Source organism: Microcystis aeruginosa NIES-843, from assembly GCF_000010625.1.
Classification (GTDB): domain Bacteria; phylum Cyanobacteriota; class Cyanobacteriia; order Cyanobacteriales; family Microcystaceae; genus Microcystis; species Microcystis aeruginosa.
The window spans coordinates 3,865,927-3,879,120 of record NC_010296.1; the positions used below are offsets into that span (position 1 = coordinate 3,865,927).

General features: G+C 43.2%; 12 protein-coding genes and 1 pseudogene. 8 read left to right on the top strand and 5 right to left on the bottom strand.

Annotation, left to right across the window (positions count from 1 at the left end; genetic code table 11):
- Positions 1 to 7 precede the first annotated feature (7 nt).
- From MAE_RS18180 to MAE_RS18210, 7 genes and pseudogenes are all read left to right on the top strand, one after another.
- Entirely contained in the window at positions 8 to 208 is a 201-nt protein-coding gene (locus tag MAE_RS18180; protein ID WP_012266875.1) for a hypothetical protein, read from the top strand.
- A 330-nt stretch (positions 209 to 538) separates the two neighbouring features.
- Positions 539 to 1,513 (top strand): methyltransferase domain-containing protein, encoded by a 975-nt coding sequence (locus MAE_RS18185; RefSeq protein WP_012266876.1) that lies wholly within the window; start codon positions 539 to 541, stop codon positions 1,511 to 1,513.
- 34 nt (positions 1,514 to 1,547) lie between these two features.
- Positions 1,548 to 2,618 (top strand): formylglycine-generating enzyme family protein, encoded by a 1,071-nt coding sequence (locus MAE_RS18190; protein ID WP_012266877.1) that lies wholly within the window; start codon positions 1,548 to 1,550, stop codon positions 2,616 to 2,618.
- 140 nt (positions 2,619 to 2,758) lie between these two features.
- The gene (locus MAE_RS18195; protein ID WP_012266878.1) at positions 2,759 to 4,036 is read left to right on the top strand and encodes a glycosyltransferase; all 1,278 of its coding nucleotides are present in this window, start codon (positions 2,759 to 2,761) and stop codon (positions 4,034 to 4,036) included.
- An 8-nt stretch (positions 4,037 to 4,044) separates the two neighbouring features.
- The gene (locus MAE_RS18200; protein ID WP_041804203.1) at positions 4,045 to 4,353 is read left to right on the top strand and encodes a hypothetical protein; all 309 of its coding nucleotides are present in this window, start codon (positions 4,045 to 4,047) and stop codon (positions 4,351 to 4,353) included.
- Positions 4,354 to 4,363: 10 nt separating this feature from the next.
- Positions 4,364 to 5,552: pseudogene (locus tag MAE_RS18205) on the top strand (RNA-guided endonuclease InsQ/TnpB family protein).
- Positions 5,553 to 5,867: 315 nt separating this feature from the next.
- Positions 5,868 to 6,833: a glycosyltransferase family 2 protein gene (locus MAE_RS18210; protein ID WP_012266881.1), complete on the top strand. Its 966-nt coding sequence runs from the start codon at positions 5,868 to 5,870 to the stop codon at positions 6,831 to 6,833.
- Between the two features lie 45 nt (positions 6,834 to 6,878).
- Here the strand turns inward: MAE_RS18210 and MAE_RS18215 are convergent, their stop codons facing one another.
- The 5 genes from MAE_RS18215 to MAE_RS18235 form a co-directional block, all read right to left on the bottom strand.
- Entirely contained in the window at positions 6,879 to 7,244 is a 366-nt protein-coding gene (locus tag MAE_RS18215; protein WP_002801757.1) for a DUF1815 family protein, read from the bottom strand.
- Between the two features lie 478 nt (positions 7,245 to 7,722).
- Positions 7,723 to 8,940, bottom strand: a complete 1,218-nt coding sequence (locus tag MAE_RS18220) for an RNA-guided endonuclease InsQ/TnpB family protein (protein WP_012266883.1) — start codon at positions 8,938 to 8,940, stop codon at positions 7,723 to 7,725.
- A 2-nt stretch (positions 8,941 to 8,942) separates the two neighbouring features.
- Positions 8,943 to 9,518 (bottom strand): IS607 family transposase, encoded by a 576-nt coding sequence (locus MAE_RS18225; protein ID WP_419866696.1) that lies wholly within the window; start codon positions 9,516 to 9,518, stop codon positions 8,943 to 8,945.
- 381 nt (positions 9,519 to 9,899) lie between these two features.
- Positions 9,900 to 11,345 carry a precorrin-3B C(17)-methyltransferase gene (gene cobJ, locus MAE_RS18230; RefSeq protein ID WP_041804204.1) on the bottom strand — a complete coding sequence of 482 codons (1,446 nt, stop codon included), beginning with the start codon at positions 11,343 to 11,345 and terminating at the stop codon, positions 9,900 to 9,902.
- Positions 11,342 to 12,208 carry a Uma2 family endonuclease gene (locus MAE_RS18235; RefSeq protein WP_012266886.1) on the bottom strand — a complete coding sequence of 289 codons (867 nt, stop codon included), beginning with the start codon at positions 12,206 to 12,208 and terminating at the stop codon, positions 11,342 to 11,344. Before MAE_RS18235 ends, cobJ begins: the two co-directional genes overlap by 4 nt.
- A gap of 233 nt (positions 12,209 to 12,441) precedes the next feature.
- On the opposite strand from MAE_RS18235, the gene MAE_RS18240 reads away from it, so the two are divergent.
- Positions 12,442 to 13,149: a hypothetical protein gene (locus MAE_RS18240; protein WP_012266887.1), complete on the top strand. Its 708-nt coding sequence runs from the start codon at positions 12,442 to 12,444 to the stop codon at positions 13,147 to 13,149.
- Positions 13,150 to 13,194: the final 45 nt, after the last annotated feature.

Here is a 13,194-nt window from a genome sequence, read left to right on the forward strand (position 1 = left end):
TTCGATCATGAAAAAAGTTAAAATCTTGCCAATTTACCTAATACCATTTTTCTTTATTCGCGTCACAACGAATACAGGCTTGGCAAGCATTCGAGCGTGGATGTCTGTCATGGATTTAGAAATTTGGTATAAGTTTTCTAATTTTAATCTATATAATTTCTGTCATGACGGTCAACCTCTCCTCTTTCCCTGGATTGCCCGGAGATGAGGCTTGGTTTGGAATTAATGCTAGGGAAATCCTCCACCACTATTTTGATTGAATACTGTCCCCATTGTCTAGATTTTCCCAAATCTTGGAAAATTATCTAAGGAAGTTACTGCGAATCTATCATTATTAAAAACAAATCATCCGCACAAACCCTCAGCTTAATTTTGATAAAAGCCAATAATAAGCTGACTTTAAACCTCAAAATTTTTGGTAAATATCTTGACAAATGATCCCGATTAATGGTATTATTGGCGTGGTTTTGGTAAAAATATCCAACAGCCAGAGACCCCCTAGACTAACTTAGTAAAATTAATTCCTCCCTATTGATAGATGAAAATCAAGAAATATCTTAAGTTCTGGAAATATCCTCGCTTAGTTGATGAACGAGAGACTTTAATTGAAGAACGAGATTCTCTCAAAGATCATCTGAAGAGTTTGAATCAAGAAAAACAAGAAATGATTCGGGAAAAAAATGCTCTTTATGAAAGATTAGGTCAGTTATCCTTAACCATTCCCGAACTGCAAGAAATTAGTCCGAAACTTCTCGATATTAGCGTCATCAAAAATAAGGCCCGCCAGTTTCGAGTCCAATTAGATGCCGAAAAAGAAAAACTGGCTCCCGACAATTTTGGCTGGTATCCTTACAACACTTTAACCTGCTTCGAGATTCTCGAATTACTATTAACGGGTAAAAACCGTTTTCTACTGGAATTAATCTCGGAAAAACCGATTGTTGATATTGGTTGTGCCGATGGGGATCTGGCGTTTTTTCTGGAATCTTTGGGCTGTAAAGTGCAGGTAGTGGACTACGCTCCTACTAACTTTAATCTTATGCAAGGGGTTAAACTGCTCAAGACTGCTCTTTCTTCCTCTGTGGAGATTCATGATGTTAACTTAGATTCCCAGTTTCTGCTTCCCGAAAAAAGCTATAGTTTAGTCATCTTCTTAGGAATTTTATACCATCTCAAAAATCCCTACTATGCCCTCGAAACCTTAGCGAAATCTGCCAATTATTGCCTGATTAGCACCCGCGTCACTAAGTTTAATACGGTGAGTAATGCCGCTAATCGAGTCGATCTTTCCGCGATTCCTCTAGCCTATTTACTCGATGAACTAGAAGCAAATAATGATTCCACCAACTATTGGATCTTTTCTAATGCCGGGTTACGCCGAATTTTACAGCGAACCGGCTGGGAAATTTGCGATTATATAACAGTAGGTAATACCGAAAACTCCGATCCCGCCAGTCGTGACGGCGATGAAAGAGCCTATTGTTTAGTAAAAAGTCGTTTCTATCAAGATTAGAAATGCCTAAATATCAGACCAGTCTCCTAAAAATATGAACTATCCCCCTAATCCCCTCTTAAACCGACGTAGTTTGCTGAAATTAGCGGCCCTAGCTGGAGGAAGTGCCGGACTAGCTACCCTTCTCTCCTCTCGGCTCAGTTACTCTGCCGACCAAAACCAGGCTATTGCCAAGAATATAGAGGCAATAGAGGAATTTTTGCGGCAAATTCGCCCAGTAGATTCGCAAAATCTCCAGTGGACAGAATATAGCTTTGAAACAGTCACCGTTGATCGTCGAGGGCAAATTATTGATCGCCGTCAGGGTAGCGCTCGCTCCTGGCGCGAACCTTTAGGCAACGGCAGCGAACTAGAAATGGTGGCTATTCCGGGGGGCAGTTTTCGACGCGGCTCGAAAAATGAAGAAAGAGGCGATCATACTAGCAGTGAAAAACCAGAAAATTCCCTGACGACGGCGGCTTTTTTTCTGAGCAAATACCCGATCACCCAAGCACAATGGCGAGCGATCGCCCAACTTCCCAAAATTAATCTCGAACTCAACCCAGCTCCCTCCTTTTTCCAAGGTGATAACTTACCCGTAGAGAGAGTCTCCTGGTACGAGGCGATCGAATTTTGTCAACGACTCTCCCGAGCCACCGGCAAAGATTACCGACTAGCGAGTGAATCACGCTGGGAATACGCCTGTCGCGCCGGCACAACCACCCCCTTTTACTGCGGGGAAACCCTCACCAGCGAGCGGGCTAATTACTTTGCCGTCTATGATCCCTACGCGGAAGAACCAGCCAGCGCCTATCTGGCCAGGACTACCCCGGTGGGCAGTTTCGCCCCCAATAATTTCGGTCTCTACGATATGCACGGCAACGTGGGTGAATGGTGCGCCGATAGCTGGCACCGGAATTACGAGGGAACCCCGCCCCTCGATGGTAGTGCTTGGTTAGACAGGGATACTCGCTTGCAGCCCCGTTATCGTTCCGCCCGTTTAGTGCGAGGGGGCAGTTGGGGCGATGAAGCTAGGCACCTACGCAGTGCCAATCGCACCTTTTGCCTTCCCGATCAACACCACAGTGTCTTGGGTTTACGAGTCATGGCCGATAGTACTGGTTAATCAATGCTTGTGTCCGCCCAAGAGACGACAAAGGTATGGTTCAATAGGGTAGATCGCCAAAAGGCCAAAAGTATTCAGAATCTTCTGCCGTTGTCAGTGCGTTTGTAGCTAAATCAACCGCGAGTGAGGTCAAATTTTTCATGAAGATACAGCAGTCTCATCTTTTCTTAACTCCCCCCACAGGAGATCTACAGATACCTTTATCTCCTCCTCCCCCGGACGACGGCAACCTAGAAGCAGAAAAAAATTATTCTCTCAGCCTGTCTCTAGTCATTCCCACCTACAATGAACGGCAAAATATCGTTCAATTAGTCAACATTCTCAGTCAAATACTTGACGAAGCCCTTCCCAACGATTACGAACTGATCGTTGTCGATGATAATAGTCCCGATCGCACTTGGGAAGTCGCCGCGTCTTTAATCGCTGAATATCCCCAGCTGCGAGTGCTGCGCCGGGAGGGAGAAAAAGGCCTATCCTCGGCAGTGGTACGGGGGTGGCAAGTGGCACGGGGCGACATCCTTGGGGTCATCGATGCCGATTTACAGCATCCCCCGGAAGTGTTATTAAAATTATTCGAGCAAACCAGAGCCGGAGCCGATCTCGCCCTGGCTAGTCGCCATGTGGAAGGGGGTGGAGTCAGCCAATGGAGTCTGACGCGACGCTTCCTCTCCCGGGGGGCGCAGCTGTTGGGATTAGTCATTCTGCCCAATGTGGTGGGACGGGTATCGGATCCGATGAGTGGCTATTTCATGGTTAATCGACAAGCGATCGCGGGCCCGATCTTAAACCCGATGGGCTATAAAATTCTCCTCGAAGTTATCGGCCGCGGCAATATCGACCGGATCGCAGAAGTGGGTTACGTTTTCCAAGAGCGTCAAGACGGTGAAAGCAAAGTCACCTGGCAACAATACATCGAATATATCCTGCACTTGCTGAAATTGCGTTCCCGCGGTCGTTTCGGCGGACTGAAAAGGCGTTGGCAATTCCCCCTCGCTCGCTTTCTTCGCTTTAGTTTAGTCGGGTTTAGTGGCGTATTCGTCGATATGGCTATATTTTATCTCCTCAGCGATCCCACTACCCTCGCTTGGGGAGTAACTCGCAGTAAGATTATCGCCGCCGAGGTGGCTATTATTAATAATTTTCTCTGGAACGATCGCTGGACTTTTGGCGATTTGTCCACCGGCCAAAATCAGTGGCAGCAGCGTTGCAAACGTTTTCTTAAATTTAATCTTATTTGTTTGGCCGGTTTGATCCTCAACGTCCTGCTCTTAAACTTTTTCTTCAATGTCTTACATATTAATCGCTATATTGCTAACTTAATAGCGATCGCTATAGTTACCGTTTGGAACTTCTGGATGAATTTAAAACTCAGTTGGCGTGTGACGGAGGTTAAACCCGAAAAGTCCGGCAAGCCATAGGAAAGCCTTTGAAAACTTTTCCTCTCATCCTGCAAACCCTTTTTAACTCTCGTTTAACCTCTGGCAGCATTAATTCTCGGGACTTAAAAGCGGCCCAAGGTCAACAGGAAACCGATTACCGGGGATTAAGTCTCAAGGAGGGGATGGAATGGCTTGATCAAAATGCCGATGACTTTGCTTGGGGAAAGGCCGCCGACCCCGATTATTATGCTTTCCCCCATTGTCCGACAATTCATCGAAAATTTGGGTCTGAAACCCCGTCGTTCTACGACGGCTTTACTGTTAAATATGAGCATCGTTTACGAAATATATGCTAAAATGTGAGACATGGAAAAAGCCTACTCGTTTCGATTTTACCCAACACCCGAACAAGAGTCGCTATTGCGGCGCACATTGGGCTGTGTAAGATTAGTTTACAACAAAGCTCTCCACGAACGAACACAAGCTTGGTACGAAAAGCAAGAAAGAGTAGGCTACGCTCAAACTTCTTCAATGCTAACCGAGTGGAAAAAGCAAGAAGAATTAAACTTTCTCAATGAAGTAAGCTGTGTACCTTTACAACAAGGGTTAAGACACCTACAAACAGCTTTTACTAATTTCTTTGCTGGTCGGACTAAGTATCCTAACTTTAAGAAAAAACATCAGGGAGGAAGTGCCGAATTTACCAAGTCTGCTTTTAAATTTAAAGACAAACAAATCTATTTAGCCAAATGCACAGAACCTTTACCTATTCGATGGTCAAGACAAATCCCAGAAAGCTGTGAACCAAGCACAGTAACAGTCAGATTACATCCTTCTGGACGTTGGCATATTTCAATAAGATTTGATGACCCAACGATTAAGCCTTTACCAGTAACAGATAAAGCCATCGGAATTGACTTAGGAATTAGTAGCCTCGTGATTACCAGCGATGGCGATAAAGTGTCTAATCCCAAGCATTTTAAAAAGCATTATCGGAGACTGCGAAAGGCCCAAAAAAGCCTTTCTAGAAAACAGAAAGGGTCAAAAAATCGGGAAAAAGCAAGAATCAAAGTAGCCAAGATTCACGCTCAAATCACCGATAGCAGAAAAGACCATTTACATAAGCTAACCACTCAATTAGTTCGGGAAAACCAAACGATTGTGGTTGAGAACTTAGCCGTCAAGAATATGGTCAAAAACCCGAAATTATCTCAGGCAATATCTGATGTAAGCTGGGGAGAAATCACTCGACAATTAGCCTATAAATGCCGTTGGTATGGGAGAAATTACATCGAAATAGATAGATGGTTTCCTAGCTCTAAAAGGTGTAGTAATTGCGGGTATATTGCCCTTGAAAATGCCGTTAAATGTTCGAGAATGGGACTGTCCAGACTGTGGGACGCACCATGACCGAGATATTAACGCCAGTAAAAATATTTTGGCCGCAGGGCTTGCGGTGTCAGTCTGTAGAGCGACCATAAGACCAGAACAGAGTAAATCTGTTAAGGCAGGTGCGAAAAATCCTTCGGGAAAGAAGCAGAAACCTAAATCGTGAGGTTTGGGAATCACCGTCCGTTCACGGCGGTGAGGATGTCAAGCCGTCCAACGTCAAGAAACCCCCCTAACTAGGGCTGGCTGAATAAATCTAAAAAGCTTGTTGGATAAGGTTTTTAGGCTTTTTTGACCTCAAAAAGTGCCTAGCATTGGAGTGATCGGGGGTAAAATTCCTGGACTTTTTCCCTGAAAATTAGGTAATTGACCACCTGAAAATGAGTAAAACCCCACACCCCACACCCCACACCCCACACCCTGCCACCACCGAAAAACTTTTTCAGCAGACCCTAACTATCATTAAACATTGTCGTCAGCCATGATCGAAATGACTGCTATTCCGCCGATTTCCCTGAAAAACTACCGTATCGCCGCCATCATTCCCTGTCACAATGAAGAACTAACGATCGCTAAAGTTGTCTCCCAATTTCAAACTTTTTTGCCAGAAGCGGCAATATATGTTTATAACAACCGCTCTAGCGATGATACCGTGACGGAGGCACTCAAAGCCGGGGCGATCGTTCGTCAGGAAATCCAACCGGGAAAAGGCAATGTTGTCCGGCGGATGTTTGCCGATATCGAGGCCGATATCTATATTCTCATCGATGGTGATGATACCTACGAAATTGCGGCAGTACGACGCTTAATTGAACGAATGCTGCGGGAACAATTGGATATGGTCGTCGGTGCGCGTCGGGAAGCGGCAAAATCCTCCCAGGCTTATCGTCCTGGTCATCGCGCTGGTAATCTATTTTTAACAGGATTGGTGAAATTTCTGTTTGGAGCGCGTTTAATCGATATGCTCTCCGGTTATCGCGTCTTTTCTCGTCGTTTCGTCAAATCTTTTCCCGCTTTGTCCAATGGTTTCGAGATTGAAACCGAGTTAACTATCCACGCTTTAGAATTAAAAATTCCCTTCGCTGAAGAACCAACCCTCTACGGGGAACGTCCCGAAGGTTCCCAAAGTAAGTTAAAAACCTTTCAAGATGGCTGGCGAGTATTGGGAACCGCTATCTTACTTTTTAAAGAAATTCGTCCTTTTCTCTTTTTTAGCCTTGTCTCGCTAATTTTGGCGGTTATTTCCCTCCTCTTAGCGATCCCCGTCCTGTTTGAATACCTCGAAACTGGCTTAGTACCACGTTTTCCCACCGCTATTTTATCGGCCTCGATCATGCTTTTAGCCTTTTTAAGTTTGACCTGTGGCATGATCCTCGATTCCGTCTCCCGGGGACGAAAAGAGATGAAACGAATGGCTTATCTAGCTAACAGTTGGCTGAAAGGTTAGGGGGAAAAAGTTCACTAAACATACAGGTCTAGGTCACATCTGGGGTTAAACCGTCTCTAACCGTTGCAGCACGGAGGAGGGTTTTTTGTCAATAAATTCCGCCGGCGAAATTTGATATTTAATCAGATTGGCTAATTCCTGTAGTTGGCTGATGGCTTCCGCACCTTCGAGTTTCATTAACTCTCGATCATCGCGCATTTCTGTCCAGGTGATGCCGTAATCGGACACGAGAAACCGAATTAGATGGGTTTCACCCAATCCCACCATAAAAGATGCGCTGTTCATTTGACCGCCACAGGTATAGCAAGATGCTAGATAACCTTGATTTTCTAGTGCGATCGCTAAGGCCTGTAAATCCATGACCAAGTCTTTGACCAGTTGGCGATGCTGTTCTGCAAGTCGTTTAAACACAATGTTCCTCCTGACAACACTGCTCAATTATAAAACCTTAATACTTTTTTAAGATTCTTTTTTGAGAAAATAAGGTATATGAACCAGGTTTTTTTACGGATGTTAAGTAACAAAATGTAAAGAACCCGATACCTAGAGTAGCGTGAATTCCTGATATCGCCAAGTATATGTAAGTACAAATATACCAGTTTATCCGTCTTTCCACCCCCTCGATCCCAACTATTCCCATCATGCCTATTTTTAAAGTTTAAGATCCGGTTTCGACAAAAAAGTTCGCAAATCTATGTTGACAATTACATCAACCTATGATTCTATTCCAGATACGGAGGGAGATGGGAGAGGGGCGCTTGTTTCATTGATCGGTAAACAGTAACCGGTCATCAGTGAAAACACAGCACTGTTAATGCCATGTAATAGTTAGTAAAAGTATAGTCAAATATAGACAGACTGAATTCCATTTCAGAAATTCCTTTCACTTTTACTTCGAGAGATTGATTCTCCTTGGGTGAACTACGCACCTCTCTATCCCATAGCGGTTAAACGCATTTGGGAATGCTTTTCGTAAAATATTGTAGGAACCCATGACATCAGATTGAACCAGAATCCCCTTATCTGTACGATATAAACCTCGCAAAATTCTTTTTCCTGAAAACACTGGCTTTTCAGTTATCTGTCCATAAACGGGGAGAGGATCGTCATGCAAAAAATTAGAAGCTGAGGTATAGGATTCTTCTTGAAGAATCACAGAGATTCCTTCTAATTGACATTTATAACTAATCATCTCAATTAATCGAGCATGAGGGATGGTCACAAATTTTTGATTGTTGACTTTTCCTAAGTTTACTTCTTGTTTCCAACCGTCATTTTTCCCAATTACTAAAGTTGTTATCTTTTGGTCAACTAAGAGATTGACTAAATAACGACTAACCTGATGAAGATAATCATCTACTTTCTGATTACGGCAACGGGTTAAACGGCGAATCCTCTGGGAACTTTGACGATTTAACAGAGATTGTAACTTAGCTCGACGTTGGTTATAAAATTGATTCAGGCTTTTTAACGGTCTGCCATTAATCAACAAAGGGATAAAGTCCGGTTGATTTGAAGTTACAGCCATCAAATTATCTATGCCTAAATCTATCGCAGCTATCTTTTCATTAGGAGCTAAGAACTGTTCAGTTTTCTCATAAATTACCTCGATTACATAACAATCACATTTAGGAACTATTCTGACTTCTGCTATGCGCTCTGCTACTCTCGTCGGCAAGGCAATTGAAGTACCTGATAGTTTGACTAACCCTTGCCGAAGACCTACTTTGCTTATAGCTTGAATCGTGTAAACTAAGAGATTTCGTCCTTTTTTTGGCTCCTTATAGCCAGGGATTTTGGGTTTGACCAGAAATTTATCGGGGTGACTTTTAAACTCCGATGAAGCGGCAAAAAATGATGTCCAGTTTTTGTCTAATCCTCTTAAAACTTGTTGGGAAACTTTAGCGGGTAAAGCTTGATACTGTTCTGTCTTTGACCTCAGAGAGGCCATCTGATTATAGGTCAAATAGCCATGACCATAAATGAAGTTTTGTCGGATTAAATAATTGGCTGAGTTGTAGAGATTTTTAGACTGCCAAGATAAATTATCTATCTCAGCCCAAAATCGATGTCCTTTCTTGATAATGTGTCTTTCGGCTACTAACATTATTATCCGTTGTCTTTTAACTCAGCTATAATCTTTTCTGTCTTTCTTTTCGACCTTCTTAATCCGTAAATTCGAGAACAAAAAGAGGTGATAATCGCTATTAAATCTGACATCAACTCATCCTGATTATCCTCACTTTGATTGACAAACTCCAGTTTTTTATCTAGTTCTTTTAACAAGATTTCTAGATAATTAGTACCAAATCTGGCTAGACGGTCTTTGTGTTCAACAATTAAAACATTATAATTGGGGTCAACTAGAATTTTGGCTAATTGTTGGCGATTATCGTTTAATCCACTGCCTACTTCTTTGACAACTTTGTAGATTTTGTAGCCTCTGGCAACAGCATAATCTTTTAATCGGTCAGCTTGTCTATCTAGATTGTCTTTATTTTCGGCACTGGAAACTCTTGCATAAATGCAGGCTATCAAGTCGGGTTTTGAATGGTTGTCATCCGTTATGATAATTGTACCAGAAGGCAATTGATAACCTGTTAAATTCCCTTGTTTCCACCACCTCCAAGCCGTTCGATAACTTATTCCTGTTTTTTTTGCATAGTCTGATAGTTTCATATCTATATATTACCATGCTTGACTATATCTGACTATATTTGTATTGAAACTTTACAATACTAAATCCGGTTATTAAAGAATGATTATTTAGGGTTTGCTGAATAAATTTAAAAACCTTGTTGTATAAGACTTTTAGACTTTTTTCCCCTCAAAAAGTGCCAGCCCTTGAAGTGATCGGGGTGAAAATTCAGGTACTTTTTCCCTGAAAATTAGGTAGTTGACCACCTGAAAATCGGTAAAACCCTACACCCCACACCCCACACCCTGCCCCCACGAGAAACTTTTTCAGCAAACCCTATCTAGACACGATTAATTACACATATGTAACTACCTATTGCCTTTTGCCTGTTACCTATCCTAACCAAGAAGTTAATTTTACACGACTACTTAATAGTGACGTGGAGTATAAACCCATTGCTTGGTTTTACCCTGCTCAATCAGGCGAGTTTTACTCGATCCAATCAAAATTATGGTTCGCATATCCGCATCTTTAATAGTCATATCCTCTAGGAATTTCACCGTCACTGTTTCCCCTTTTCGCCCTAAATTACGCGCTAGTACCACAGGAGTTTGCGGCGAGCGCCATTGTAATAAAATCTCTTTTGCCTTCTCCAATTGCCAAGTGCGCTCTTGAGACACAGGATTATAAAATGCGATCGCTAAATCGGCTCGGGCCGCTAACTCAATGCGCTGAGAAATCACCTGCCAAGATTTGAGAATATCCGATAGGGAAATCGCACAAAAATCATGTCCTAAAAGTGCGCCAACCCTGGCGGCCGCCGCTTGCATCGCCGAAATCCCCGGACAGACCTGAATGGCGATCGCATCCCATGCTGGTTTTGCTTTTTTTTCTAATACCTCAAACACGGCCGCGGCCATGGCATAAATTCCGGGATCTCCGGAAGAAACTAAGACAACCGATCGCCCCTTAGCCGCTAAATCTAGGGCCATTTCCGCGCGATCAAGTTCCACCCGATTATCCGATTCATGGCGGACAATTTCTGGTTTTCGCAGGGATTCTACCAAATCCAAATAGGTTTTATAACCCACCCAATCCGTGGCTTTTTCCAATACTTCTCGAACTTCCGGCGACATCCAATTTAGCGCACCCGGTCCAGTTCCGACTATGGCTAATTTACCTTGACTTTCCTGGGCAAAATCCCCTGGGGACAAACTGGATTTTTCCTTAATTTGCTGGCTTTCCTCATACAGATAAACTAAACAGGCAGTGCTAGGTTTTGCCAAGTTTAAGTTATTTTTATCGATAATCTCAATGCTCAGTTTTGCTGCTGATGAAATCGGTAAATTACTATTTTTTAACCAGTCTGCTTCACCAATTAATTTTACTTTTTCACCCGCCAATAAATCGGCAAGAAACTTCTTAGCATCATCGGGATTAACTAACTGATAACCCGGGGGTGGCGATAATAAAGTCGTTTTAAATCTAATATCACCAGTGGTGGTAATTGCGGGGGAAATTTGCCAAACCGAGGCAATTTGACGAGCGAGATCATTAACCCCTTGTAAACCCCCCAACAAAGGCACTACGGCGCTGCCATCTTCTGCGATTGCTAATACAGGTGGTTCTTGCCATTTATTAGTTAATAAAGGTGCTAAAGTGCGAATTAAAATACCCGCCGCACAAATGCCAATAATTGGCGTTCCCGTCTGGAAAAATTCTCGCACCGTTTCGCCAAAATTAGTATAGGTAAAATCAGCCGAATGGGTACGATCTATTAACCCATAAATTATTGCTTCCGGTAGGGCCATTTGCACTTGACGAGCAACGGGGAGGCTGGTTTCTCCTAAAATGAGAATAGCTGGAGGTTTCATTTGGCTTCCCCTGACTGCGCTGCAGTTAACTTTTGGATAAATTCTTGATGCTCTACCGAGTTAATTCCAGCCTTTAAGATGTCCAACACCCGTGACATATTGCCGTTGAGCATGGCTGAAATATCTAACCACAAACCCGGAAATACTAGAGAGCAAATCACCCCTTCTTGGTTGGGTAACAAAGAAATATAATCGCCATTTTCTAAACTAAACCAATCAATCTTTTGATCAAATACCTGCCAAATAAGGTATTCTTGAATGCCACTGCGACGATAAGCACGTTTTTTATCCCCTAAATCTATGGCGGCACTACTAGCGGCAATTTCTACCACTAATTCCGGCGCTCCTTCTAGGTATCCCTCTACAGTTAGGGTTGATTTTCCCCCGCTTTCTTGACTGATTAATAACACCCCATCCGGCTGTAGTTCGTTGTCGATATCCAAGCGAACTGTTGGCTCAATACCCATTTGTACTTGGGGTGTAGCAGCTTGATAAACTCCCAACCAAGTGATTAAACGTCCGTGGGGTTCAGCATGAAATTTAAACCTTAATGGGGATGCCATATATACAACTCCTTCGATCAGTTCGGCTTTTTTTAATCCTGGCATAGCTTGATAACGGCGCTCGAATTCAGGACGAATTAAGCGATCCCCATTTTCTAACGGGGGTAAATGTTGAGTGGTTACAATCTGAGAAGTTAAGGATTTAACCGGAGAAGAAGTCATGGTGGCAGTCTTTGGGAACAAAACAGCATTGATTTTATTATAGATTGTTTCATTGGACTTCTTGAGGGATTTAATTTTTAACTGAAATTTCGCCAGAAGTCCTGAGCTTTTAGCGATGGGATGAATGGCAACCAACATATAGACAATTCCCCAAAACTATAGCATTTATCTTAGTGGTGAGGTACAAAGTTTTCCTTTTGGGAAGTCGGTAGTCGATACCAAATTAGGTTACACTTCATCTAGTTATGAGAAATGCTGTCATAACTGATACAGCGAGCCTAAATGAAAGGTAAACGTCCTCTTCTAGAGCCTACCCATTCACGAGTCAATTAGGCACACTATAACTAATAACTGATAATCGATAACTGATAATGTTGGTTCCCCTTACCCGTCAATCGATCGAGCAAATTGTCCCGATTATCGCCACAGGTCCCCAGTACGCTCACTATTGGGGTAAATGGTCTGATTTTCTGCGCCGTTTATTCATTTCTATCATCGCTCTCACCGCAGCTTGGTTAATCGGTAATTTATTCGGCCCGGGTGGTTTAACAATTAAACTGATTTTCGACATTATCGCCGGTTTATATTGGCTCTGGGGTCCGGTTTACTGGGCCAGTGTTCGCAATAATACCTATCGTCGTCTTCCCTACGGGGGGTTTTGGCGCGGTCGCGTTTTCGATGCTTTTGTCACCGAGGAATTAATCGGGGAAGAAGAAAGGGTCAATAAACGCGGGGAATTAGAGATTATCGAAAATCGCCAACGCTGTATTAATCTAGAAATCGGTGATCAAACTGGCTTTTCGGCGATCGTTCGCGCTCCCCTCAAACGCATCCATAAATCGATCCGTCCCGGGATGGTGGCCGAAGCTTTGTTAATGTCTCGAGACCCCGATTTAGGGGATATCAATCAGCTTTCTGATGTCCATCTTCCCCAACTCGACCAGTGGATAGGGGAATATCCTGTGCTGCGACGGGATATTTTTCAGCAAGTTAGCGGCGAATTGGGAGGGGGAAAAGAACCCCGGCCAAAACCTTCTCGTTATTCTAATAATGTCATCCGAAGACGCAAAACCCGTTAATTTGTCGGCGATCTTTGAAAAGATACCAGTTTCTCAGTCATCAAT